General features: G+C 71.3%; 18 protein-coding genes. 7 read left to right on the forward strand and 11 right to left on the reverse strand.

Annotated features, from left to right (window positions below; all coding sequences use genetic code 11):
* Positions 1 to 8 precede the first annotated feature (8 nt).
* From IG78_RS0113420 to IG78_RS0113440, 5 genes are all read left to right on the forward strand, one after another.
* Positions 9 to 1,949: a fumarate reductase/succinate dehydrogenase flavoprotein subunit gene (locus tag IG78_RS0113420; protein WP_030562615.1), complete on the forward strand. Its 1,941-nt coding sequence runs from the start codon at positions 9 to 11 to the stop codon at positions 1,947 to 1,949.
* A complete protein-coding gene (locus IG78_RS0113425; protein WP_225882078.1) occupies positions 1,946 to 2,794 on the forward strand; it encodes a succinate dehydrogenase/fumarate reductase iron-sulfur subunit in 849 nt (282 codons plus the stop codon). Before IG78_RS0113420 ends, IG78_RS0113425 begins: the two co-directional genes overlap by 4 nt.
* Before the next feature lie 131 nt (positions 2,795 to 2,925).
* Positions 2,926 to 4,203: an alpha/beta hydrolase family protein gene (locus IG78_RS0113430; RefSeq protein ID WP_030562619.1), complete on the forward strand. Its 1,278-nt coding sequence runs from the start codon at positions 2,926 to 2,928 to the stop codon at positions 4,201 to 4,203.
* A gap of 65 nt (positions 4,204 to 4,268) precedes the next feature.
* Positions 4,269 to 6,380: a TPM domain-containing protein gene (locus tag IG78_RS0113435; protein ID WP_404827695.1), complete on the forward strand. Its 2,112-nt coding sequence runs from the start codon at positions 4,269 to 4,271 to the stop codon at positions 6,378 to 6,380.
* Positions 6,381 to 6,500: 120 nt separating this feature from the next.
* Positions 6,501 to 7,214: a PspA/IM30 family protein gene (locus IG78_RS0113440; protein ID WP_030562623.1), complete on the forward strand. Its 714-nt coding sequence runs from the start codon at positions 6,501 to 6,503 to the stop codon at positions 7,212 to 7,214.
* A gap of 46 nt (positions 7,215 to 7,260) precedes the next feature.
* On the opposite strand, the gene IG78_RS0113445 is transcribed toward IG78_RS0113440, so the two are convergent.
* The 7 genes from IG78_RS0113445 to IG78_RS0113475 all read right to left on the reverse strand — a co-directional run bounded on the left by IG78_RS0113445 (position 7,261) and on the right by IG78_RS0113475 (position 16,485).
* Positions 7,261 to 10,833 (reverse strand): SpoIIE family protein phosphatase, encoded by a 3,573-nt coding sequence (locus IG78_RS0113445; RefSeq protein WP_430739015.1) that lies wholly within the window; start codon positions 10,831 to 10,833, stop codon positions 7,261 to 7,263.
* A gap of 184 nt (positions 10,834 to 11,017) precedes the next feature.
* Entirely contained in the window at positions 11,018 to 11,470 is a 453-nt protein-coding gene (locus IG78_RS0113450; RefSeq protein WP_199813258.1) for an ATP-binding protein, read from the reverse strand.
* Between the two features lie 333 nt (positions 11,471 to 11,803).
* Positions 11,804 to 12,232, reverse strand: coding sequence for a (deoxy)nucleoside triphosphate pyrophosphohydrolase (locus IG78_RS0113455; protein ID WP_051852603.1), 429 nt, complete (start codon positions 12,230 to 12,232; stop codon positions 11,804 to 11,806).
* A 19-nt stretch (positions 12,233 to 12,251) separates the two neighbouring features.
* On the reverse strand, positions 12,252 to 12,434 hold the full coding sequence (locus tag IG78_RS0113460; protein ID WP_030562631.1) for an SPOR domain-containing protein: 183 nt from the start codon (positions 12,432 to 12,434) through the stop codon (positions 12,252 to 12,254).
* Between the two features lie 431 nt (positions 12,435 to 12,865).
* Positions 12,866 to 13,618 carry a GntR family transcriptional regulator gene (locus tag IG78_RS0113465; protein ID WP_030562633.1) on the reverse strand — a complete coding sequence of 251 codons (753 nt, stop codon included), beginning with the start codon at positions 13,616 to 13,618 and terminating at the stop codon, positions 12,866 to 12,868.
* Positions 13,619 to 13,906: 288 nt separating this feature from the next.
* On the reverse strand, positions 13,907 to 15,490 hold the full coding sequence (locus tag IG78_RS0113470) for a S8 family peptidase (RefSeq protein ID WP_030562635.1): 1,584 nt from the start codon (positions 15,488 to 15,490) through the stop codon (positions 13,907 to 13,909).
* Between the two features lie 488 nt (positions 15,491 to 15,978).
* Positions 15,979 to 16,485, reverse strand: a complete 507-nt coding sequence (locus tag IG78_RS0113475) for a MarR family winged helix-turn-helix transcriptional regulator (RefSeq protein ID WP_030562637.1) — start codon at positions 16,483 to 16,485, stop codon at positions 15,979 to 15,981.
* 291 nt (positions 16,486 to 16,776) lie between these two features.
* On the opposite strand from IG78_RS0113475, the gene IG78_RS0113485 reads away from it, so the two are divergent.
* Entirely contained in the window at positions 16,777 to 18,042 is a 1,266-nt protein-coding gene (locus IG78_RS0113485; RefSeq protein WP_030562639.1) for an MFS transporter, read from the forward strand.
* A 36-nt stretch (positions 18,043 to 18,078) separates the two neighbouring features.
* Here IG78_RS0113485 and IG78_RS0113490 read toward each other — a convergent pair whose 3' ends face one another.
* The gene (locus tag IG78_RS0113490) at positions 18,079 to 20,160 is read right to left on the reverse strand and encodes a multicopper oxidase family protein (RefSeq protein WP_051852604.1); all 2,082 of its coding nucleotides are present in this window, start codon (positions 20,158 to 20,160) and stop codon (positions 18,079 to 18,081) included.
* A 188-nt stretch (positions 20,161 to 20,348) separates the two neighbouring features.
* Here IG78_RS0113490 and IG78_RS0113495 point away from each other — a divergent pair, with 188 nt between their 5' ends.
* The gene (locus IG78_RS0113495; RefSeq protein ID WP_030562643.1) at positions 20,349 to 20,795 is read left to right on the forward strand and encodes a MarR family winged helix-turn-helix transcriptional regulator; all 447 of its coding nucleotides are present in this window, start codon (positions 20,349 to 20,351) and stop codon (positions 20,793 to 20,795) included.
* A 45-nt stretch (positions 20,796 to 20,840) separates the two neighbouring features.
* Here IG78_RS0113495 and IG78_RS0113500 read toward each other — a convergent pair whose 3' ends face one another.
* The 3 genes from IG78_RS0113500 to IG78_RS0113510 all read right to left on the reverse strand — a co-directional run bounded on the left by IG78_RS0113500 (position 20,841) and on the right by IG78_RS0113510 (position 24,966).
* Positions 20,841 to 23,909, reverse strand: a complete 3,069-nt coding sequence (locus IG78_RS0113500) for an AAA domain-containing protein (protein WP_225882079.1) — start codon at positions 23,907 to 23,909, stop codon at positions 20,841 to 20,843.
* 377 nt (positions 23,910 to 24,286) lie between these two features.
* Positions 24,287 to 24,700, reverse strand: coding sequence for a hypothetical protein (locus IG78_RS0113505; RefSeq protein WP_030562647.1), 414 nt, complete (start codon positions 24,698 to 24,700; stop codon positions 24,287 to 24,289).
* Positions 24,682 to 24,966, reverse strand: a complete 285-nt coding sequence (locus IG78_RS0113510; RefSeq protein WP_030562649.1) for a hypothetical protein — start codon at positions 24,964 to 24,966, stop codon at positions 24,682 to 24,684. Before IG78_RS0113510 ends, IG78_RS0113505 begins: the two co-directional genes overlap by 19 nt.
* Positions 24,967 to 25,133 lie beyond the last annotated feature (167 nt).

Genomic DNA, 25,133 nt, shown 5'->3' on the forward strand with positions numbered 1-25,133 from the left:
TGCTTCTGATGTCTCAAGTGGAGCGACAGCAGTGGGATGTCGTCGTGGTGGGTGCCGGGGGTGCCGGTCTCCGGGCCGCCATCGAGGCGCGTGAGCAGGGCGCGCGTACCGCGGTGATCTGCAAGTCGCTGTTCGGCAAGGCCCATACGGTGATGGCCGAGGGCGGTATCGCCGCGTCCATGGGCAATGTGAATTCCGGTGACAACTGGCAGGTGCACTTCCGCGACACCCTGCGTGGCGGAAAGTTCCTCAACCAGTGGCGCATGGCGGAGCTGCACGCGCGCGAGGCCCCCGACCGGGTGTGGGAACTGGAGACATGGGGCGCGCTCTTCGACCGCACCAAGGACGGCCGGATCTCGCAGCGGAACTTCGGCGGGCACGAATATCCGCGGCTCGCGCACGTCGGTGACCGTACCGGCCTCGAACTCATTCGTACGCTGCAACAGAAGATCGTGGCGTTGCAGCAGGAGGACAAGCGTGAGTTCGGGGACTACGAGGCCCGGTTGAAAGTGTTCCAGGAGTGCACGGTCACGCGCGTGCTGAAGGATGAGAACGACGACGACGGCCGCGTCGCCGGTGCCTTCTGTTACGAGCGCGAGAGCGGGCGGTTCTTCGTCATCGAAGCGCCGAGCGTCGTACTCGCCACCGGCGGCATCGGCAAGTCCTTCAAGGTGACGTCGAATTCCTGGGAGTACACGGGCGACGGGCACGCGCTCGCGCTGCTCGCCGGGGCGCCGCTCCTGAACATGGAATTCGTGCAGTTCCATCCGACGGGAATGGTCTGGCCGCCTTCGGTGAAGGGAATCCTGGTCACCGAATCCGTCCGCGGTGACGGCGGGGTGCTGCGCAACTCCGAGGGCAAACGGTTCATGTTCGACTACATCCCGGACGTCTTCAAGGAGAAGTACGCCGAGTCGGAGGCGGAGGGCGACCGCTGGTACGAGGACCCGGACCACAACCGCCGCCCGCCCGAACTGCTGCCCCGCGACGAGGTGGCGCGCGCCATCAACGCCGAGGTGAAGGCGGGCCGCGGCTCACCGCACGGCGGGGTGTTCCTGGACGTGTCGACCCGGATGCCCGCCGACGTCGTCCGGCGCCGGCTGCCGTCGATGTACCACCAGTTCAAGGAGCTCGCCGACGTCGACATCACGGCCGAGGCGATGGAGGTCGGCCCGACCTGCCACTACGTGATGGGCGGCATCGCCGTCGAGTCCGACACGGCGGCGGCGCGCGGCGTGCCGGGTCTGTTCGCGGCCGGTGAGGTCGCGGGCGGCATGCATGGCTCGAACCGGCTCGGCGGGAACTCCCTCTCGGACCTCCTTGTGTTCGGGCGGCGTGCCGGTCTCCACGCGGCCCGCCACGCCGCCGCGCCGGGCGCCGCCCGCGTGGTGGACGACGCCCAGGTGGACTTGGCGGCGGCGGAGGCCCTGCGGCCGTTCAGCGCCGAGGGCCCGCGGGACGGCACGGTCCCGGAGAACCCGTACACCCTGCATCAGGAACTCCAGCAGACGATGAACGACCTGGTGGGCATCATCCGCCGCGAGGGCGAGATGGCCGAGGCCCTGGACCGGCTCGCGGATCTGCGGCAGCGCGCCCGGCGGGCCGGGGTCGAGGGTCACCGCCAGTTCAACCCCGGCTGGCACCTGGCCCTCGACCTGCGCAACATGCTGCTCGTCAGCGAGTGCGTGGCGCGGGCGGCCCTGGAGCGGACGGAGAGCCGCGGCGGGCACACCCGTGAGGACCACCCCGGGATGAACCGCGACTGGCGCCGCGTGAACCTGCTGTGCCGACTCGCCGACCCGACCGGTGAGTTGACGGCGATGGATCCGGGCCACGGCCAGATCGCCCTCACCCGGGTCACCACCGACCCCATCCGTCCCGACCTGCTCGCCCTCTTCGACAAGGAGGAGCTGGTCAAGTACCTCGCCGAAGAGGAGCTCTACGAGTGAGTACGCGTACGCCTTCCGAGGCGGCTTCCGGCCCCGGCCCCGACGCGGGCGAAGGCGAGGACAAGGTCGCCGACGGGGGCGCCTACGACGCGCGCTTCCGGGTCTGGCGCGGCGACGTCGACGGCGGTGACCTGAAGGACTTCACCGTCCGGGTCAACGACGGCGAGGTCGTCCTCGACATCATCCACAGGATCCAGGCCACCCAGGCCTCCGACCTCGCGGTGCGGTGGAACTGCAAGGCGGGCAAGTGCGGTTCGTGCTCCGCCGAGATCAACGGCCGCCCCCGGCTGCTGTGCATGACCCGCATGTCGGTCTTCGGCCGCGACGAGGTCGTCACGGTGACGCCGCTGCGGGCGTTCCCCGTGGTGCGGGACCTGGTGACGGACGTGGGCTTCAACTACGAGAAGGCCAGGGAGGTGCCGTCGTTCGTACCGCCGAAGGACCTCGGTCCTGGCGAGTACCGCATGATGCAGGAGGACGTGGACCGCTCCCAGGAGTTCCGCAAGTGCATCGAGTGCTTCCTGTGCCAGGACACCTGCCATGTGGTGCGTGACCACGAGGAGAACAAGACGGCCTTCGCCGGGCCCCGCTTCCTGATGCGCGTGGCCGAACTCGACATGCACCCGCTGGACTCGGCGTCCGCGGACGGCCTGGACCGCAAGGCCACCGCCCAGGAGGAACACGGCCTGGGCTACTGCAACATCACCAAGTGCTGCACGGAGGTGTGCCCCGAGGGCATCCACATCACCGACAACGCGCTCATCCCGCTCAAGGAGCGGGCGGTCGACCGCAAGTACGACCCGCTGGTCTGGCTGGGCAACAAGATCCGGCGGCGGCCTACGTAGACAGCGACTGTCTACGTGGACAGCGGCGGTCTACGTAGACAGTCGGAAACCGCGGGTGGGGGTAATCCCCCACCCGGATTCTCCGGATTGCCTCCATGGTGGCGGGCGTACGGCGACGCCAGCATGGAGGCATGGACCTCATCGATCTTCGTATCACCCGTTCCCGCAGGAGCGCGCTCACCCTGGGCCTCGCGGTGGCGACCGTGCTGGCCGCCGGGGCCGCCGCGCCCGCCGCCGCGCACGGGGCGGCGGGGGCTCCCGTGCCGGACCGGCCGGGGGTGCGGGCCGTGCTGCCCGCGCCGACGGGACCGCACGCCGTCGGCACGTTCTCCACCCGCCTGGTGGACGCCTCGCGGCCCGACCCGTGGGTCTCGTCGCGGCCGCACCGGGAGCTGATGGTGAGCGTCTGGTACCCGGCGCGGGCCACCGGCGGACACCGTCTCGCGCCGTACATGGCCGCGGGAGCGGCGGCCCGCTGGGGCGCGGCGGAGCGGCACGGCATCCCCTCGGGCGCGGTCGACTGGGCGGGCATGCGCACGCACGCCCGTGAGGGCGCACCCCTGAAGAGGGCGGTCGCGCGGTCAGGGCACGGGGGACGCCTGCCGGTGCTCGTGTACAGCGCGGGCGCGGGCGACCCGCGCACCTGGGGCACGTCCCTCGCCGAGGAGATGGCGAGCCGCGGCTACGTCGTGGTGACCGTCGACCACACCTATGAGTCGCCGGGCGTGCAGTTCCCCGACGGCTCCGTGACGGACGACAAGCCCGTGCGGGACGCGCTCGCGCAGGCCGGGCCCGAGGGGATGCCGCAGCTCCTGGAGAAGGTGCTCACGGTCCGCGTCGCCGACGACAAGTTCGTCCTCGACCGGCTCACGTCGCTGCCCCACGGCCTCGGCGAGGCGGTCGACACCCGGCGCGTCGGCATGTTCGGGCAGTCCGCGGGCGGGATCGCCACCGCCGAGACCATGTACGAGGACAAGCGCGTGCGGGCGGGTCTCAATATGGACGGCACCCTGGAGTACAACGGCGAACCCAACGGCACGAACCTCATGCCCGTCGCCCGGCACGGCCTCGACCGGCCGTTCGTCCTGATGGGCCGGGACGGCAGCGACCACACCACCGAGCCGTCCTGGGCCCCGTTCTGGAAGCACAGCACGGGTTGGAAGCGGGACCTGACGCTGCGCGGCGCGAAGCACCAGACGTACACCGACCTGGCGGCGGTCCTGCCGCAGGCCGGAGTGGGCCGCGACGTCGTCGAGAAGAACATCGGCACCGTCGACCCGGCCCGCGCCACCGCCGCCCAGCGTGCCTACGCCACCGCGTTCTTCGACCGCTGGCTCCGCGGCCGCGACAACCACCTCCTGGACGGCCCGTCGCCGCGCTTCCCCGAGGTCCGCTTCGTACAGCCGTAGCGCGTCGACCGCACCCGGAGTGCCCCCGGTCGCGGGCGGACAAAGCGGGTCATACGCTGACCGATGTGACGCCGTCCTCCCGCGCCCCGTCGCACATATCCGCGCGGGCGGCGGCCGCCGTGCTGCTCGGCGCGTGCTGGTTCCCGCCGTCGGCGCCCACGGCGTCCGCGCAGCCCGCAGCGCCCGTCGCCGCCGTGCCCGCGGCGCCCTTCGACGACCCGGTACGCCTTGACCGCGACGGCCAGGTCACCGACAGGACCGGCGCGCTCGGCGACCGCGGCCGGGCCGTCGCCGCGGCCCTGGATCAGCTCTACGACGAGCAGCGCGTGCAGTTGTTCGTCGTGTACGTACGCGACTTCTCCGGCCGCTCCGCGCAGGGCTGGGCCGACGCCACCGCCGACAGGAACGGCCTCGGTGACGACGACGTGCTGCTCGCGGTGGCCACCCACGACCGCCGGTACGCCTACACGGTCGCCGCCGGGTCCCCGCTCACCGACGCCCAGATGCGGGAGGTCGCCCGCACCGCCGTCGAACCCGCGCTGCGGCGGAGCGACTGGGCCGGGGCCGCGGTCGGGGCGGCGAACGGGTACGCGGCGGCGCTCGACGGGCGGTCCGTGCCGACGCCGACGGTCACGCCGGGCGAGGCCGACCCCGGCGGGGGCGGGCGGGCCGCCGACGACGGCGTCGCGGGCGACCTCGCGCTGCCGGTGGTCGCCGCCGGGGTCGCGGGCGCCGTCGCCCTCGCCGCGTACCGGCGCAGGAAACGGCGCTTCGCCACCCGTACGACACCGGGCGCGGCCGCCGGTCCCGGGCCCGTGCCGCTGCCCGAACTCGACGCCAGGTCCAGGGCCCTCCTGGTGGAGACCGACGACGCCGTGCGCACCAGCACCGAGGAGCTGGGCTTCGCCACCGCCCAGTTCGGCGAGGACGCCGCACAGCCGTTCACCGCCGCCGTCGCCGCCGCACGCGACGAGCTGACGGCCGCGTTCCGGCTCCGCCAGCGCCTGGACGACGCCTACCCCGAGGACGACGCGACGCGCCGCCGCATGCTCGACGAGATCGTCGCCCGCTGCACGGAGGCGGGGCGCCGCCTGGACGCCGAGGCCGCCGCCTTCGACGAGCTGCGCGCCCTGGAGCGCGGGGCGCCCGCCGCGCTGGAGCACGCCGAGACGGTGTTCCGGCAGGTGGAGGCGCGCACCGACGCCGCCGGGAGCACCCTCAAGGACGCGCGCGCCGCGTACGCCCCCGGCGCCACCGAAGCGGTTCTCGGCAACCTCGCCCAGGCCGAGGACCGGCTCGTGTTCGCGTCGGCCCAACTGCACCGGGCCCGCGAAGCGGTGGGCGGTGCCGACCACGCCCGGGCCGCGGTCCATCTGCGCGCGGCCGAGGGCGCCGTCGACCAGGCGGGCACCTTCGTGACGGCCGTGGAGCGCCTCGCCGCCGAACTCGCCGAGGCGTCCCGCAGGTTGCCGGGCGCCCTCGCCGAGGCGGAGGCCGACCTCGCGGAGGCACGCGGACTCCTGTCGGGCACCGGTACCGGCGTGCCGACCGGTGAGCTGCGCGGCCGGGTGGCCCGGGTGGAGGCCGTGCTCGCCGAGGTACGGCGGTCCCTGACGGCGGGCCGCCCCGACCCCGTCGACGCCCTGCGCCGTGTGGAGGAGGCGGACGCGGCCCTGGACGCGGCGCTCACCGGCGCGCGCGCCCGCGAGAGCGCCGACGAACGCGCCCGCTCCCTGCTCGGCCAGGCACTCCTCACCGCCCGCAGCGCCGTCGCGGCCGCCTCGGACTATGTGACGACGCACCGCGGCGCCGTGGGCAGCGAGGCCCGCACCCGGCTCGCGGAGGGGCAGCGGCACCTGGCCCTTGCGGAGCAGCCCGCGGGCACCAGCGGGCCCGCGGCCGCCCTCGCCGACGCCCAGCGCGCCGACTCCCTGGCCCGCGAGGCACACGCACTCGCCGAGCGGGACGTGCGGGCGTACGGCAATCCGTACGGCGGCGGGGGCGGCGGCGCGGGCGGGGCCGTTCTCGGCGGGATCGTCCTCGGGCAGATCCTGGGCGGCGTGAACCGGGGCGGGTTCGGCGGCGGGGGCGGGTCCGGTGGTTCCGGCGGGGGCGGTCCTGGGAGCTTCGGCGGGGGCGGGACGCGGGGGCGCCGGGGTGGAGGGGGCCGGTTCTGACCTTCGTAAGCCCGCAGCACGCCCGTACCCGTACGCCTCGTAGGCCTCGTAGGCCTCGTACGCCGCCAGAACAATTCGCAGGCCCCAGACACCTCGCACGCCCCGAACAAGGAGACAGCCATGGTCAAGCAGACGATCCTCGGGCGCGTGGCGCAGTTGGCGCGGGCCAATGTGCACGCGCTCATCGACCAGGCCGAGGACCCGCAGAAGATGCTGGACCAGCTCATCCGCGACTACACGGAGAACATCCGGGAGGCCGAGCAGGCCGTCGCGACCACGATCGGCGATCTGCGGCTCCAGGAACAGGACCACAAGGAGGACCTGGAGGCCGCTGCGGAGTGGGGTGCGAAGGCGCTCGCCGCCAGCAGGAAGGCGGACATGCTGCGGGCGGACGGGAGCGCCGCGGAGGCGGACCGGTTCGACGGGCTCGCCAAGGTGGCGCTCGGGCGGCAGTTGCGGTCCGAGAAGGAGGCGAGGGACGCCGAGCCGTCCATCGCCGCGCAGACCGACGTGGTCAGCAGGCTCAAGGACGGCCTCGACACCATGAAGATCAAGCTGACGGAGTTGCAGTCGAAGCGGAACCAGTTGGTCGCGCGGTCGAAGTCCGCACAGGCGCGGAACCGGATGCTGGACGCGGCACGCAGCGTCGACGTGCTCGATCCGACGAGCGAGCTGAACCGGTTCGAGGAGAAGGTGCGGCGGGAGGAGGCGCGGGCGCTCGGCCGTGCGGAGCTCGCCGCGTCCTCGCTGGACGCGCAGTTCGAGCGCCTCGACAGCCTGGGCGACACCGCGGAGGTGGAGGCGCGGCTCGCCGCGCTGAAGGCGACCACGTGAGGCCCCCTCCCGGAGACGTGCGGCCCCCTCCCCGCGGGGGCCGGGGTCAGAACAGGCTCATCAGCGCCTCCGCGGGGTCCATCGGCTGCGCGTCCCCGTCGGGCAGGGCCAGTTCGAACCAGACCGTCTTCCCGCGCGGCGTACGGCGTGAGCCCCAGGCGGCGCTCAGCAGGCCGACGAGCTGGAGGCCGCGGCCGCCCTCGTCGGTGTCGCGGGCACGGCGGCGGCGCGGCTGGACGAGACCCGCGTCCCACACCTCGCAGACCAGGGTCCGGTCGAGCAGCAGCCGCAGCCGGATCTCGCCCTCGCCGTAGCGCAGGGCGTTGGTGACGAGTTCGCTGACCAGGAGCTCGGCGGTGTCGACGAGCCCGTCCTGGTCCCACTCCCGCAGCCGCTCGCAGGCCAGTTCGCGGGCGCGGCCCACGGACTGCGGCTCGCGCGGCAGCGTCCAGTCGCCGACGTGCTCGGCGGGCAGCCCCTGCACGCGGGCCATCAGGAGGGCGATGTCGTCCTCACCGTGGTGGGTGTCCAGGGTGTTCAGGACGTGGTCGCAGATGTCCTCAAGGGCTTGCGCGGGGTCGGTGAGCGCGCCGACGAAGGCGTTCAGGCCCTCGTCGAGGGGGTGGTCGCGGGACTCGACGAGGCCGTCCGTGTAGAGCGCGAGCAGCGCGTCGTCCGGCAGGTCGACCTCGACCTCCTCGAAGGGTTCGCCGCCGACGCCGAGCGGCATGCCCGGTGGCACGTCGAGCATGAGCGCGCTCTCGCCGGGTTCGACGAGTACGGGTGGCAGGTGCCCGGCGTTGGCGAAGGTGACGCGGCGGGTGACGGCGTCGTACACCGCGTACACGCAGGTCGCGAGGTAGACCTCGGCGAGGTCGTCGCCGTCGCCGCCGCGGGCGGGCCCGGAGCGCCGGGCGTCCCTTGGGCTCTGCGGGCTGCCGAGGCCGCGGGCGATCTCGTCGAGCGCGGAGAGCACCTCGGCGGGCTCCAGGTCGAGCAGCGCGAGGGTGCGGACGGCGGAGCGCAGCTCGCCCATGGCGACGGCGGCGCGCAGACCGCGCCCCATGACATCGCCGACCACCAGGGCCGTGCGGTGTCCTGGCAGCTCGATGACGTCGAACCAGTCGCCGCCGACCTCGGTGGCGGCGTTCCCCGGCAGATAGCGGCAGGCGATGTCGAGCCCCGCGGCCTCGGGATCGCCGGGCGGGAGCAGGGACCGCTGCAGGATCAGGGCGCGTTCGTGCTCGCGGCGGTAGAGGCGGGCGTTGTCGATGCAGACGGCGGCGCGCGAGGCGAGCTCGACGGCGAGCGCGCGGTCGCGTTCGCCGAACGGTTCGCTGCCCTTCGTACGGGAGAACTGCGCGAGACCCACGACGGTGTCGTGCGCGACCATCGGCACGGCGAGCGTCGACTGGATGAGTCCGCTGGTCAGACGGCGGGCGGGCCCGCTGTCGTCACCTGCGGCGATGAGCCGCGGGCGGGCGGCGCGCAGCGCGTCGGCGCAGGGCGAGTTGAAGCCGAAGCGGTGTACGGAGCCGACCTCGACGGGGCCTGTGCCCTCGGGGAAGGGCGCGTCGGCGACGGCGCTGGCGAAGGCGACCCGGCGCAGCTCGGCACTGCCGTCGGCGAGGCTCTGCCGGACGTTCACGGCCTCGTCGCCGTCGAGGAGCCCTTGGTAGAGGTCGACGGAGGCGAGGTCGCAGAAGCCGGGGACGGCGACGTCGAGGAGTTCGCGGGCGGTGGTCTCCAGGTCGAGGGAGTTGCCTATGCGGGCGCCCGCCTCGTTCAGGAGGGCGAGGTTGCGGCGGGCGTGCGCGGCTTCGCGGGCGGCGGCGTGGCGGCCGGTGACGTCGCTGCCGAGGAAGGCGATGCCGATGGGGCGGCCGGAACCGCTGTGCACGCGGTAGAGGTTGATGGACCAGTGACGGCGTTCGTTGCCGCCCGGGGCCGGGCCGACGATCTGCATGTCCGTGACGGCCTCGCCGGTCTCCAGGACGCGGTGCAGCGCGGCCTGCATGCGGTCGGCCTCGTGGCGGGGCAGATAGTCGTGGACGGTCCGGCCGCGGTGGTCCTCGACGGCGCCGCCGAAGACGTCGGCGAAGCGGTGGTTGGCCCGCTGCACCGTGAGGTCAGTACCGAACAGCAGGAAACCGAAGGGAGATTGCCCGAAAATCGCCTGTGATGCGGCAAGATCGCTCTCGATCTGCCGGAGGGCGCGGACGTCGACGACGATGCACACCGCGGAGCGCTCACCGTCGGCCGTCCTGGCCGGCATGACATAGACCTCCGCGATGCCCTCCAGGCCGGGGGTGGCCGGAGCGTCGGCGGTGTCCGAACCGGCGTCGGCCGGGCCCGGAGCGGCCGGGGGCACCCGGAAGGGGACCGACCCGGTCCACTCCCGGCCGTCGAGGATCTCGGCCATCTTGCGGTGGCCCCTGCGGCGCAGCTCGGGGGCGACGAAGGCCTCGATCGGGTCCTTGCCGACGGCGTCCTGCGCGGCCACACCGAACAGCCGCTCGGCGCGCACACTCCACTGGTCGACCAGGCCGTCGGGCCCGATCGAGAAGGACGCCACCTTGATGTAGTCGTAGATGGACCCCGGGGGGCTGGCCTGCCAGGCGATGTCGTCCGAGATGAGGGGGCCGGTGTCGACCGGGGAGTACGCGACCGCCGCACCCCGGCGACGCGCGCCGACACCACCGGCCCGCTGCGGTACGTCCCCCGGCCGACCCGGGTGTGCCGAGGCGGACGTGCCCGGTCCTACGCGGCCCGCGCCACTGCGGTCGGCGGGGCCGGACGGACGGCGACCGGAGCCGGGCGCGTCCTCGACGGGGCCGGGCGTACGGCGACCGGAGCGGGGCGCGTCCCCGGCGGGGCCGTGCGCATCGCTGCCGGAGCCGGGCGCGTCCTCGACGGGGCCGTGCGCATCGCTGCCGGAGCCGGGCGCGTCCCCGGCGGAGCCGTGCGCATCGCCGCCGGAGCCGGGCGCGTCCCCGGCGGGGCCGTGCGCATCGCTGCCGGAGCCGGGCGCGTCCCCGGCGGAACGGGGTGCGTCCTCAGCGGAGCCATGCCCACCGACGCCGAAGTCAGGCGCGTCCCCAGCGGAACCGGGCCCACCCTCGGCGGGAACAAGCGGCCCCTCGGCGGAACCGGGCGTGTCCCCGGCGGAGCCAGGCGTACCGGAGCCGGAGTCAGGCGCGTCCCCAGCGGAACCGTGCGCATCGCTGCCGGAGCCGGGCGCATCCTCGGCGAAGCCGGGCGTACCGAAGGCGGAGCCGGGCGCATCCTCGGCGAAGCCGGGCGTACCGAAGGCGGAGCCGGGCGCGTCCCCGGCGGAGCCAGGCGTACCGGAGCCGGAGCCGGGCGCGTCCCCGGCGGAGCCAGGCGCGTCCTCGGTCGCGGAGCCCTCGGGGTCGCCCTCCGGACCGGCGGCCGCCGCGCCCGCGGCCCCCGCGGCACCCCGGGTGCCGTCCACCGCGTCCGGGGCCCCCGCCGGATCCGCCGAGCGAGGTGTCCCCCCGGCTCCGGGCAGACCCGGCACCGGCCGGGTGGGCAGGGCGCCGCCCGCCCGCGCCACAGGCCGCTTCGCACCCGTCGCCTTCGCTGGTATCTCGCTCACGCGAACCGTCCCCTCCAGCTCACCGCGTCCGGCACCGGTCACCGGATGTGGCTGCCCGCAGTATCCAGCACTACGGTGCGGGGCCACACGCCGTTCACGATCACAGCACGGACTCAACGCTTTTTGGCCCGTGTCCGCCTTGTGCTCGTCCCCCGCACTTGTACGTACCGGCGCCACCTGTCTTCTATCCGGGCAGCACCAGCTCGAACCACACCGTCTTCCCCGCGCTGCCCGTTCGTCCCGGTCGGGTACCCCAGCGCCGGGACGATCGTGCCACGAGCTGGATGCCTCGTCCGCCCTCGTCGTCGGGGGCGGCGGCACGTTCCCTCGGCGGGTCCGGGAGCGGGTCGGAGACTTCCACGAGCAGGATGCCGCCCGCTCCCGGCGGGCGCACCAGGCGCACGCCGATGGGGCCCGAGGCATACCGCAGGGAATTGGTCACCAATTCGCTGACGAGCAGCACGGCGACATCACCGAGGGCGCCGAGACCCCACTCGCCGAGTTGCCTGCGGACCACGGCCCGGGCCGTGCGCACGGCTCCGGGGTCCGCGGGGAAAGCCCACTCGGCGCAGTCGCCTTCGGTGTCGATCACGCCGATCACTTCCCAGGCCAGCGGCGGACCTATGTCCGGTTTCATGGGGTTAATGGGCACATACCCGATATCCCGGCCGGACTACCGTGTCCACGGGGTCACAGTGACACGAATAGCGTAGGGGGCGCTTGAACTGTCCCCCCCTCACCTCGCGCGCCCCCTTGCCCGGGCGCCATGGAATGCCTTGTGACACCGCGGGCCCCGGGGTTCCACACCCCGAGGGGGACGGATGTGCGACATCTGCGCGGGGCTCCGACACGCGGAGTCGGTCAGAGGTCCGAGGTTCGCCCGCAGGGCCCGAGGGGTCGACCGCAGGGCCGCGAGGGTTCGTCCGGGGGACGAAGGTTCGACCAGGGCCGGGAAGTCTGACCTGAGGTCCTACGAGGAGGAGCCGGGCGAGAAGCCCCCAGTACGCTCCGACGAGGAGTCGATCAGCGCCTGGATCGCCGGGACGTCGCCGGGCAGCCAGTCCACCGTCCACAGTTCCCCGGGACGCAACCAGCGCAGTTCGTCGTGGTCCTCAAGGGGCCGGGGCTCACCCGCGAGCAGCCGGGCCCGCCACACCCGCATCACATGACCGCACCCCAGTTCGAACTCCCCAGGCACCCGCCCGAGCGACTCCGCCTCGACCCCGAGTTCCTCGCGCAGCTCGCGCACCAGCGCGTCCTCGCCCCGCTCCCCGGGCTCGACCTTGCCGCCCGGCAGCTCCCAGCGCCCGGCCAGTTCCACGGGCGCGCTCCGGCGGGCGGCGAGCAGTCGCCCCTCGTCGTACAGCGCGGCACCCACCACCGCGATCAGCTCAGTCATACGGCGGAGCCTACGGCCTTCACCGTCCGCCGTTCGGACTCAGCCGCTCCACCCAGTAGAGCTTCTCCTTGCCGCGAACGCCGAGGCTGTCGGCCATCTTCTGGGCCTCGGCCTTGGTCGCGTACCTGCCGACCCGGTAGCGGTTGCCGTTGTCGTCCTGCCGTATCACGAGCCAGGGAAGTATGACCGTTCCGTCATTCATGCCGTCCCTCCGCTCCCCGCCCCCGACGCGCCCCACGCCTCGATCTGTAAGGAAACCGCAATCCGCATATGCCCGACCTTACGCCCGACCTTTACGGAGCGGATACGAGTTTGCACAAAGAGATACGCAATCGGCCAGCGTACAGGGGGCGCATCTTCCTGGGCGCGCCCCCTGTAGCGATCCCGCACGGCTCCCACGAGCCGTAACTCCCCCTGGTTTACGGTTTATTGACTTGCCCTCGGGCGACGTGCGCCCCGCTCACGCCGATGGCACGGCGGGTCACCGACGGTCCGGGCCGCCGGGAGCCGCCCGGCGCCCCCTCGAACACCGGGAGCCCCGACAACGACCGGCCACAAGAACGGCCGGATACCGCCGCCACCGCCTCCGCCACCGCACCCGGAGCCGCCTCCGACCCCGCCGCGCGTCGGCGGTCAGCGCACCGGCAGGTGATAGGCGACGCGATAGCGGTCCGCGGGCACCACGATGTCGGCCGTCTCCACGGGGCGCCCCGAGGCGTAATAGGTCCGGCGGATGACGAGAACGACATGGCCGGGCACACCGCCGAGGGCGAGCAACTCCTCGGCGAGGCCGGGGCGGGCGCCGACGTCCTCCGCGACGTTGTCCACGATCACGTCGATGGCGGCCATGCGGTCCACCACGCCGCAGCCGCCGAGGGGCCCCTCCTCCGGGAGCATCACCGGCGTCCGCCCGGTGACGGCGAGGGGCTCCCAGGACGTGGAGAGCATCATGACCTCGCCCGCGTCCCGGAAGACGTACCTCGTGCACATCACCCGGTCGCCGGGGCGGATGTCGAGGCGCTCGGCGACCACGGCGCTCGCCTCCACCTGCTCGCTGCGGGACTCCCAGGTGCCGCGGGCGCTCTCGGCCGCCTGCTCCTGCCGGAAGGGGGTGGAGACGCCGGGGCCGCGGAAGCCCGTACGCGCGATGCGGCGGGGGTCGGGGCGCTCGCGCACATACGTACCGGAACCGGAGCGGCCCTCGACCAGGCCCTCGGCCATGAGCACCTTGCGGGCTTCGAGAGCGACCGTGTCCGAGACCCCGTACTCCTCGCGGATTCTGGCCTGCGAGGGGAGCCGGGTGCGCGGAGGCAGCGAACCGTCGACGATCTTCTTGCGGAGATCACCCGCGACGCGCAGATACGCCGGCTGCTCACCGAAGGTCACTGGCCACTCCCATCAGGTTGACAGACAGCAACAGCCTGGCAACCGTGGGTTGTTCGCCGCAACCCTAGGCCAAAGAATCACTCGAAGTGATGATTTCCTGCCGCGCAGGGCTTTACGCAGGGCCTTTCACGCGTTATAGCCATCAACTAACGTTCCCACGACAGTGGTTGGCACTCCCACCCGCAAACATGACCGCGCCCCCGCGGTCGGCCGGGTCCGGGGATCCGGGGCCGTTCCACGGGGGCGAAGTCACCTACTGGTACCGCTCGGTGCCGCTACCGCGCGGCGTCAGAACTGCAGCCCCCACGAGTCGAGGGTGCCGACGTCCTGGGCCGCGTTGTCCGTCACCCGCAGCTTCCAGGTGCCGTTGGCCGTCTCCGACGAGGCGTCGACGGTGTACGAGGTGTTGATGTCGTCCGCGCTGCCGCCCGTGCCGAAGTTCTTCAGGACGTAGGCGGTGCCGTCGGGGGCGACGAGTTCGACCTTGAGGTCACCGACGTAGGTGTGCTTGATGGCGACCGGGACGGCGAGCGCCGCGGGGGCGTTGCCGTCGACGCCGGTGACCGTCACCGGCGACTCGACCGTGGCGTTGTCGGTGATGGCGAAGTCCGCGCCGTTCTCGAACTTCGATCCGGGCGGGTTGGTGCCGCCGCCGCCCACGTACAGGAGGCGGTTGGGCGAGCCCGTGCCGGGGCTGCCGACGACGTTCGGCGTCGCAGCCGTGGTCAGGGCGGTGGACACCTGGGCCGGGGTGGCCGTCGGGTTCTCGGCGACGTACAGGGCCGCTGCGCCCGCGACGTGCGGCGACGCCATCGACGTACCCGAGATGGTGCTGGTCGCCGTGTCATTGGTGTTCCACGCCGACGTGATGTTGGAGCCCGGGGCGAACAGGTCGAGGACCGCACCGAAGTTCGAGTAGCTCGCCTTGGCGTCGGTGTTGGTGGTGGCGCCGACGGTGATGGCCTCGGTGACGCGCGCGGGTGAGCGCGTCGAGGCGTTGGTGGACTCGTTCCCCGCGGCGACGGCGAAGGTGATGCCGGCGGCGACGGAGTTGCGTACGGCGGTGTCGAGCGCGCTGTCGGCCGGACCGCCGAGGCTCATGTTGGCGACGGCGGGCTTGGTGGCGTTGCGTGTCACCCAGTCGATGCCCGCGACGACCTGCGCGGTGGTGCCCGATCCCGAGTTGTTGAGCACGCGGACGCCGACGATCCTCGCCTTCTTGGCGACGCCGTGCGCGATCCCGCCGACGGTGCCCGCGACGTGCGTGCCGTGGCCGTGGCCGTCCTGCGCGACGTTGTCGTTGTCGATGGCGTCGTAGCCGTCGACGGCACGGCCGCCGAAGTCCTGGTGCGTCTTGCGGACGCCGGTGTCGATGACATAGACGGTGGCGCCCTCACCCGCCTTGTCCGGGTAGGTGTACTTCTGGTCCAGCGGGAGGTTGCGCTGGTCGATACGGTCCAGACCCCATGACGGCGGGTTGTTCTGGGTGGCGGCGACCGTGTACGTCCGGTTCTGCACGACGGAGGCGACGGCGGGGTCGGCGGCGAACTTCTTCGCCTCGGCCTCGGAGGCCTGCACCTCGTAGCCGTTCAGGACCTTCTTGTACGTACGCTCGATCTCAGCCCCGTGCTTCTTGGCCAGTGCCCTGCCGGCCGGGGAGTCGGCCTTCGCGGCGTCCGCGTCGAGCGTGACGATGTAGCTGTTCGCGATCGCGCCGGGGGCACCGGCGTACTGGATCCGGCCTTCGGCGGCCTGCGGCTGCGCGCTCGCGGGGAGCGCGGAGACGACACCGAGGGCGACAGCCGTGGCGGCGGTCAGGGAGAGGGTGCCTATACCGGCCAGTCTTCGGCGGGGGTGACGCATCACTGCCATCTGAGGGGTCCTCCTCAATCGGTGGTGCGCTGGTGGGGGATGCGACAAGGGCATGACAACGTTTGGGAGACAGGTCACGCCAAGTTGATCAGTGTTCAACTCGCTGTCGCCGACGAAAGATTGACCGATCCATAGGAAACCCACAAGGGCAGTGTTCGGACGTAACACGACTGCCATGCCCCCGCCATGACATGGCGGCAATAATCCGTGCATTTCGTCCGGACGGCGGGAGATAACGCCTGGTCCGGGCGGCGGCACCGGACTGCGGCTTCCGTGGGGCGGAGGGTTGCGGGGGGCCGCGGTGGCGGGATTTCAGCCACCGTGGGCACTCCATGCTTCTGCGCCGCGGGCTTCCCGCGAGGGTGCCCGCGCCCCACGGGCCACGAGGACCACTCCCGGCACCGGTCCCGCCCGGCCCGCGGCGACGGCCGTCAGGTGATCGACATGCCGTCAGCCGATCGGGGCGCCGCCAGGCGGCCGGGACGTCATCAGGTGATCGACGTGTCGCCGTGCAGCTCCAGAAACGTACGCAGCACGACGACGGCCCGGTCCATCTCCGCGGGGTCGATGCCGCCGAGGATCCGGGCCTGGTTACGCAGATGACCGGCCATCAGGATGTCCGTGAGCTGCTGCCCCCGCCCGGTGAGCCTGATCTTGACGGTCCGCCGGTCGGCGGTGTCCCGCACGCGCTCGACGAGGCCCTTGACCTCCATCCGGTCGATGCGGTTGGTGATCGCGCCGGAGGTCACCATGGCGGCCTTGAGGAAGGCGCCCGCGGTCAGGGCGTACGGCGGCCCCGAGCGGCGCAGCGTGGTCAGGACGTCGAACTCGCCCACCTCCACGCCGTGCTCCGCGCAGAACGCCTTCAGCTCCCGCTCGACGATCCGGTTCGCCCGCTGCACCCGGGCGATCAACTGGACCGGCCAGAGATCGTCCGCCAGCTCGGGCCGCTCCTTCTCCCACTGCCCGACGATCGCGTCCACGGCGTCGCTCATGGCTGCCTCCTTCTCGTCTCCGTGGGCTCCGCGGTCTCCGCGGGCTCCGCGGTCTCCGCGGGCTCCGCGGTCTCCGCGGGCTCGGCGCGCTCCACACTCCACGCTCCCACCCCACACCCAACTCTCTCAATGTTAAGACACTTGACGCTGAACGAAACCCCGTGTTTTTATCTCAACGTTCAGACTTTTAGCCTTCAGAAAACGAAGGCGAAGACGATTGCGCCCGGCCGCACAGCCGCAGCCCTCCCTCACCTCCACCGTGCTCAGCCCGTCCCGCTCCAGGGGGTCACCATGTCCAGCACCACCGCACCAGTAGCACCCGCACCCGCACTCGCACCCAAACCAACCGGCACCCCCACCGGCACAACCGTCGCCGGAAGGGAACGAAAGCCCGGCCAAGTCCCGGTCGTATGGCTGGCGTTGCTGGCGGCTCCGGTGGCGGCGGGGGCCAACGCCCCCGTACTGATCCTGCCGGACATGGCGCGCTCCCTGGGAGTCGGAACGGCCACGGTGACGTGGCTGGTGACCGCCTTCGCCTGGGGGATGGCGGCGGGCACGCCGCTGCTGGCCGCGCTGCTGCGGCGGCGCGGTTTTCAGCCGCTGCTGCGCCTGAGCACGGCGCTGGTGCTCGGCGGCACGGCCCTGGTGGCGGTCGCGCCGTGGCTGCCGGTGGCCCTGGCGGGCCGGGTGGCGCAGTCGCTGGGCGGCGCGGGCCTGGTGGCGGCGGCGATGAACCTGGCGGGGAGCGCACGCAGGATGGGCGTGATCAGCTCCGGGTTCGGTGTCCTCGGGGCGGCGGGTCCGCTGCTGGGGGCGACGCTGACGGACGCGGTGTCGTGGCGGCTGGCGTTCGGGGTGTCGGCGGTGGCGGTGCTCGCCGTACCGGCGGTGGCGCGGTACACGCGGGGGACGAAGCCGGGCGGAGGCGGCTTCGACGCGCGCGGGGCGGCACTGCTCATAGCGCTGGCGACGTCGCTGATCCTGCTGCCGACGACACCGCTCCCGGCGCTGGCGGCCGCGCTGCTGACCGGCACCCTCCTGACCCGGCACATCCGCCGCCGCCCAGGGGGCTTCATCCCGGTCCAGCTCCTGCGCTCGCCGCTGTTCCTCATCTCCGCGGCACTCGGCGGGGCGCTGTCGACCACATACTTCACCCTGCTCTTCACCGTGCCGAGCCTGTTGCGGGACCGGGCGGACTGGTCGAAGGGGGCGATCGGCACCGGCCAGTTGGTGACCCTGCTGACGGCGTCGGCACTGTCGTGGCTGCTGGCGGCGAACGCGGCGCGGATGGGCAGGACGGCGGTGCGCGTGGTGCTGGTCACGGTGGGCGCGGCAGCGATCGTTACCGCCGTCTTCGCGACGTCCGGCCCCCTGCTGCTGCTCGCGGCGGGCGCGGCGGCGTTCACGGCGACCGGCGCCAACGCCACCCTCTCCATGCACGCCGCCACCGCCACGCCCGACGCCCAGCGCCCCACGGCCATCGGTCTCTTCGCCCTCAGCTACCAACTGGGCGGGGCGTTCGGGCCGGCCATCGCGACCTTGCTGGTCCTGGGCTGACGTTGCCCGGACGTACGGCAACGGCTGGCGGCACCGCTATTCGGGCTGGTTGGGGGTGGCGGTGCCGGAATCGTAGGGGGTGGTCACCCCGGCGTAGGCGAGGTGGAGCATCATGCCGACCTTGGCGTGGAACAGGTTGTGGCAGTGGTCCATCCACAGGCCGGGGTTGTCGGCCTTGAAGGCGACGTCATAGGTCTCGCCCGGTGCCACGTTCAGGGAGTCGGCCCGCCAGGAGGCGCCGGTGACCCGCTTCCCGTTGCGGGTCAGGACCTGGACGTGGTGCCCGTGCAGGTGCATGGGGTGGTCGGCGTCGCTGCGATTGACGAAGGTCATCTTGATGGTCTCGCCCTCGCGGACCACCATGTTCGGGATGTCGGGAAAGACCCGGCCGTTGATGCGGTATCGCAGCGCCGGCCTCCCGTCGAAGAACCCGAACGAGGAGTCGATGTTCAGGGTGAAGTGCCGGTCGTAGCGGGTGCCCGGGCCGAACGGGGTGGCCGTCGGCGTGCCGTAGGAAGCCGGGTCGAAGGTGCCGTTCGTCGCTTGTGCCGGTGCGCGGCCCCGACCGTCCGGGCTGAGGACGAGGGCCGGACCCCCGGTGTCGGCCCGCCGGAGTTCCACGGGGTGGGCGGGCATGGTGAAGGTCAGGTCGTAGCGGCCGCCGGCTGCCATCGGCAGGGCCTTGCCACGGATCTCACCGGGGCCGTGCAGCTCACCGCCGTCGATCGCGGCGACCCGGAACGGGCTGCCGGCCAGCGTCAGGTCGACGGGGTCGTTGACGGTGTTGACCAGCCGCAGCCGCACCGGGGTGCCGGGAGAGATCCGCTGCCGCCGCAGACCGTCCGACGTGCCGAAGACCCGCGCCCCACCGGCCACCGCGTCCGTACCCCACTCGCGGTACAGCACAGCGATGTCGGCCCCCTTCACGGGCCCGGGCTCGACGATCAGTGCCCCGTAGAGGCCGCGCTGTACCTGCTCGGCCGACTGCTGGTGCGAGTGGTACCAGTAGCTGCCGGCGTCCTTGGCCCGGAACCGGTACTTCATGCGGTGTCCGGGGGCCACCGCGTTCTGGGTGACGCCGGCGGCTCCGTCGGCGGCGTTGGGCACGTCGTAGCCGTGCCAGTGCAGGGTCACCCCGGCCTCGATGTCGGCGTTCACGAGGGTGACTTCGACCAGATCGCCCTGGCGGACGCGGAGTTCGGGGCCCGGGGAGCTTCCGTTGAAGGTCCAGGCGTCGATGGTGCGGCCCGAGTCGAGGCGGATCCTGGCCGTGCGGGCGGTGAGCGTGAAGCGGCGCACCGGCCCCGACAGGTCCCGCTCGGTGAGGCTGTCGACGCTCCGACCGGAGGCGGCCACGGGTACGGCGTGCTGATGACCGGCGGCCGCCCTTGGCACGTCGGGCCCGCCACCGAGGTCGTAGTCGCCGTGGCCGTTGGCCGAGTGGCGTTCGGGCAGCCTGCTCCGCTCGGCCGACCAGACCAGTCCGCCGCCGACCACGACCAACACCACGACGGATGCGGCGGCGATCCGCATCACCGACACCAGACGAGTCACGCCCCCGCTCTCCGAGCCGAGAGCGTCGCGCCGCCGACGCTGCCGGACGACCAGGGCCAGTGCGGCGACGAGCAGCACCGCCCACCACACCATCGCGCTCCTGCCGAGCGGCGGGGAGATCCACCACAGATAGAGGCTGATGGCCGTGACCACGGCGTTGATCTGCACCGGGACGACGAGCCAGGGTCCTGCGGCAGCGCGGGCGCGTTCGACCGGCACGGGTTCGGCCGCATCACCGCCGACCCTGGCGGTGCGCCACAGCCCGGGCAGTCCCTTCACCAGGACGACCGCGAGCGCGGCGAGGATCATCGGGAACTGCACGTACAGCCGATCGGCCATCACGACCGTCCCGTACGAGCCCAGCGCGCCGCCGATCAGCGCCGCCGTGGTGGCGGTCGGCAGGAGCGCAAGGAGCGTTGCCGTCAGCGCCGCCCAGGAGGTGCGCCGCAACCGGCCCAGGGTCCGGGCCTTGCGTAACCGGCCGGTCAACTGCCCGGCCAGCAGCCAGAGCGGCAGGGCCGCGAGGGTCAGCACGGCGTTGATCCAGTACAGAGCGGCAAACAACGGAAATGCTCCTCATCGGACGGGTGTCGTCGGCCTGGCGAACCAGCGTGTCGGTCTGCACCTTGGACCGTTCGCTCTGGTTGGACCGTTCGCTGTGGCGGGGTACCTTCAGAGGTAACTTCCCGCAAGACGTTTCTTCGGTAAAGATTTATCTTCCTTTAGGAAGAGATTAGAGAGGGGAGCATCCCGTGTCAACGCCCGAGGATGCGAGCAAGATCTACCGGCAGTATCTGAGTGCGGTGATGCTGCACGGCCACGCCGGCGCCAAGGCGTGCCACCTGGGCGCCACGGACCTGTACGCGTTGAACATCCTGGAACTGTCCGGGGCGATGACCCCCGGGGAACTGGGCACGCGCACCGGCCTGACGACCGGGCCGACCACCCGCCTCATCGACCGTCTGGAGGCGGCCGGATACGTCCGCAGGGCGCCCTCGCCCGACGACCGCCGCAAGGTCATCATCGAGCCGATCGACAGGCCCGGCAGACTCGACGAGGTCCTGGCCCCCGCCCGCCGGGCGATCGGGGCGATCATCGGCGACTACTCCCCGGAGGAGCGCGAGGTGCTCTTCGACTACTTCGTCCGCGCCACCCGCGCCTACCAGGACTCGACCGAGAACCTCAACGAGCCGCCGTGAACCAGGCAGCCGCAGGGCGGTCTTGTCTCATCGAGGTTGACCCAGCTAGCGCCGTGCCCCTGACTTAAACCGAACAACCTTCTCCCACGCCCGACTCCCTCGCCGCGCTGGGCATATCCGGTTGAAGCATCGCCAGTACCAGGAACCGTCGGCCCGGCGGCGCAGGTCCACTTCCTCCCCCTTGCATGCATCGCACCGAGGAGGTTTGGCAAAGTCCTCCGCATGCTCGTGAGTCAGGATCTTGCGTGCGAAGTGGCCGCCCTTGATGGTCAGCATGACCTCACGTGAGCGGCTCTGCGAGAGAGAGTTGAGGCTCCCCAGCAGAACCGTGTGCTCGTCGATCACGACGATCTTCTGGTGCATTACGTTGACGGGGACGACCGTCTGCACCACTGCCCGAAGCTGCCTGACCAAGTCGGCCTGTTTCTTCTGACCCGTGTCGTAGGGATCACGGACGAAAACCGTCACACGCACTCCTCGGCGCACGGCCTCGTCCAGCACCGGCAGCAGCCCGATGAGACGTTTCGCAGTCCACGGAGACCAGATCCACAAGGAGTTGCGCGCTTCGGCCAGCCGTGCGGCAAATATCTCGTAGAACGAGATCTCGTCGTCGACGTCGGAGACCTCGACATGGCGGGAGAGGACGTCGGCGAGACGCGTGCCGAACGGACCGAGAGGGATGTCCGGCCGCTCGCCGGGGGCGATCAGATGAGTGGCCGGAACCGTGCGGACCCGTCGGTCGCCGACGAGGGCAGCAAGCCTGCCCATGGCGGTCTGCTCGCCCGCAGCAAGAATGCGCCTTCGGCTTCCGACAACGTAAAGCCTGGTCTGAACACGGGTGACGGCGACGTTGAAAAGTCGTACCCCATTGCGCTCCCAGGCCGACGCTCCAGGAGCCCGGGACGCCCGGGACATCCAGAGGCCGTCACCGTAGTCGTCCTCCACGGTGTCGAAGATGACTACGGGGAACTCGCGCCCCTGGAATCGGTGAGCCGTTCCGACTTCGGCGAGCCGACTGCCGACACCCTCGTTGTCCCGGAGCGCCTCCAAGGTTGCTTCGGCCTGCACCGGGTACGGCGTCACGACACCGGCCTCCTCACCGTCCTCTCCGTGCAGGTCGATCAGGGCTCGTGCGAGCAGGGAGCCGGCCGGCCACCATCCCTTGCGACGGCCGGTGCGGTGGACCTGGGCGAGGTTCTGCAGCCCGTCGGTGTCGATGATCACGATCTCGGGGTCGTCCGAGGCGCGCCGTGCTGCACGCTGCTCAACACCTGGGCCGGATTTCAACACGCCGTCATACGCGAGTGAGTTCGCCAGACTCATGACGTCGTGGCCGAAGCGGTGCTGGACATCCAGTACGACGCAGCCTTGGTGATTCACGGCCGCCGTGGGGGACTCGATATCGAAGTGCTCGTAGACCTCACGCAGGATCCAGCGGGCAACGTCGGGCCGCTTGCTTCCGTCGAGTTGCGGCAGTACTGGACCGAGCTGCATGAAATCCCCAAGGAGGACCGCAGTGGTCTTCGCCTTTCCCACGGCAAGGAGGACCTCGGGCAAGGTCGCGGCCCCGGCCTCGTCGACCAGGACCACGTCGTATTCACCCTCGAAGACCGCTTTCGTGGTACGGAAGCGGGCAAGGGTAGTGGCAACAACCTTGGCACCGCGAATGATCTCACCCTGGGCGTCACGCGCAAACTTGTCGTACTCCTCCTGGAGTTCGCGATGACGGCGTTCCAGCGCCGACCGGTACTCTTGGTCCTCCGCCACCCGAGGTTTCAGGTCCGTCACCTGTGCATGGCGTCGGGGGTGGCCGAGTCGGTCGGCCTCCTCGACACGAGTTTCAGCCGCTTGGGAAAGCCCAAGTTCCCTGGCGAGAACGGCCAGGTTGGCGCCCGCCGCCAGATGGTGTCGCCGGGCCTGTTCCAGGGCCTTCCCCACCTTCTGCAGGGTCGTCTGCCGGAGCGCGATTTCCTGCTTGCTGAACGGAATCCGAGCGCCGAGTTCCGCTAGCTGCGTCGCGACGGCGTCCTCCTGCCGGGCCAGGACCGACCGGGCGTCCACCGCCTGCTGACCGGCCTGGTGCGCGTCAGCGCGCGCCGTCTCCAGTCGAGTGCGCGCAGTTTCCCGTTCCTGCTTTGCCCGGCGCCTCGCAAAGCCCTTCATCTGTTCAAGGCCGTCCACGAGCTCCTGAGCCGCCACACACTCACCGCCGGCGACCAGTGCCTTCGCCTCCAAGTCGGTCACTGCCAGACGGAGTCGATCCAGGCTTTCCTGATACTCGTCGTACGACTTCCAGTCAGTTTGAGCCTGCTTCGTCACCCTCACCGCTTCGAGCGCGGCCTGGTAGGACCGTTCCAGCCGTACGGCAGTGTCCTCCGCGTCCTTGGCATCCCGGCGTGCCTCATCGCGCATCTGCTCCAAAGCCGCGGAAGCTCGGGCAGGATCATCGAGTCGGACACGGTCCGCGGCGTACGCCACAGCGTCGAAGTCCGTGAGGCTCCGCTCCAGCTCCTCCAACTGCCGGGCCCGCTCCCGAGCCTCGACCAGTTGAGCGGCGACAGCACGGCGGCGCTCAACGATTTCGGTCAATCGGAGGCGCACCATCAGCGTGAGGCAGACACTCGCGTCTTCCGCTATCTCCCGCAGGTGAGGTGGCCCCACGCGGACGAGCTCGCCATCGCCATGTCGTCGCTCTTTCACCACGCCCCACAGGGCGTTGTCCACAGCGATATTGGTGGCCGAGACCAGCAGGACCCGCTTCCCCCGGGCGACGAGATCGCTGATGGCGCGTTTGAGAACTGTGGTCTTGCCAGTACCCGGTGGCCCCCACACCAGCCACAGACCCTCGCCCATGCATGCCTGATAGGCGCGATCCTGGGCCGGCAAGAGCGTGCCGGGTGGCAGCCCAATGGGAGCAAGCCGCCCCGTGCCCGCCTCGCCTCGGGCCATGAGATGGGCCAGCGGAGCATCGGCGAGCGAGGCCATGCCTTCCCGCAGCGCCTTGACGAGGAATCCGGTGGGCTGCGGCTTCATCCACAGACAGGGATCCGCCGGGTCTGCGAACTCCGGAACACGCACTCGAAGCGTGGTGCCGTCCCTGTATACGTCGAGCACGGAGTAACCTGCGTCAATGTCGCTCTCATCAGGTCCGGCCAGTCGCAGACTGTCCCCCTGGAGCTGGTCCGTCCCGGTTTCGGACCCGCGCACGTCAACTACGTATTCTCCGGGTTTGCGGCCTCGCACCGCTCGCCCCAGCGGGCGCCACCGTGGCTCCCGAGTAGCTACGCCCTCGTGTGCCACCCAGGCGTCCAGCGCCGAGACGACTTCTTCCTGCCAGCCCACGTTCCCCCGCTACAACCGTGCTGCCCGGATCTTGATCAGTGGTATCAGTCCGGACTCGCGTTCACCACTGGCAATCCCGCCAAGGTACGGCGCCCAAATCCCATTCCGGCGGGTCTCGGCCATGAAGGCAGCACCGGGGTCGGAGGCAGTTAGATCCCCACTAGCCGAACGCGATCGCTGCAAAGTTTGGCCATGTCATCGATATCAGAGGTCAGCATGATTACCGGCCGATGCTGCCGCAGCGCGGCCTCGGCGACAGCCGCATCGATCGCGTACTTATGCCCATGCAAGCCGGCATCCATCAGCAGCTTCGAGGCCGCCTTCGCCTCCTCGTCACCCACCACGACCACGCGCAGTCCGGAGAGCACCCAGTTCAGGCGAGACTTGTTCGTGCGAGCGTGGACGACCTCAATGATGGTGAGTGCGCTGATCACGACCTCCATGCCGCGCGAGCGCGCCTCAGCTACCAGCGCCACCACCTGCTCGTCATCGGCGAGTAGCTTCGAGAGCCCTTCGCTGTCCAAGACCAGCGTTCCCTCGTGACTCAGCTTGCGGCGGGCCACTCACCCTCCTCGGCGAACACCTCGTCGAAGACCTGCCGCGCTCGCTGGCGAGCCTGCTCGGAGACCGGCCCCTTGCGGTTCTCGTAATCCGCCAGATACTCGTCAAGGACCTGCCCGCGCAACTCACGCTCGACCGCCTCGGCGATGAACGCGGAGAACTCCCGCTTGCCCACCCGCGCCCTGATCGCCTCCGCGGTCCCTTCCGGCAGCGACAGGCTCACCCGCGTCGCCGGCCCTTCCCCGATGCTGTACGTCTTCTCCACCATGCCCGAAGTGTGTCAAACGAGTAGGAAAAGCGCCACGGCCTGCGTGCCGCGAAGTGTCGCGCGGCACACCACCCAGCACAGCGCCGTCACCCCATCCCAGCGCAATCCCAGCACGGTACGGATGACCAGGGGTGACGACAGGTGACGAGGGGGCAGCTATCCCAGCA

Source organism: Streptomyces aureocirculatus (assembly GCF_000720475.1).
In the GTDB taxonomy this organism is placed as follows: Bacteria; Actinomycetota; Actinomycetes; order Streptomycetales; family Streptomycetaceae; genus Streptomyces; species Streptomyces aureocirculatus.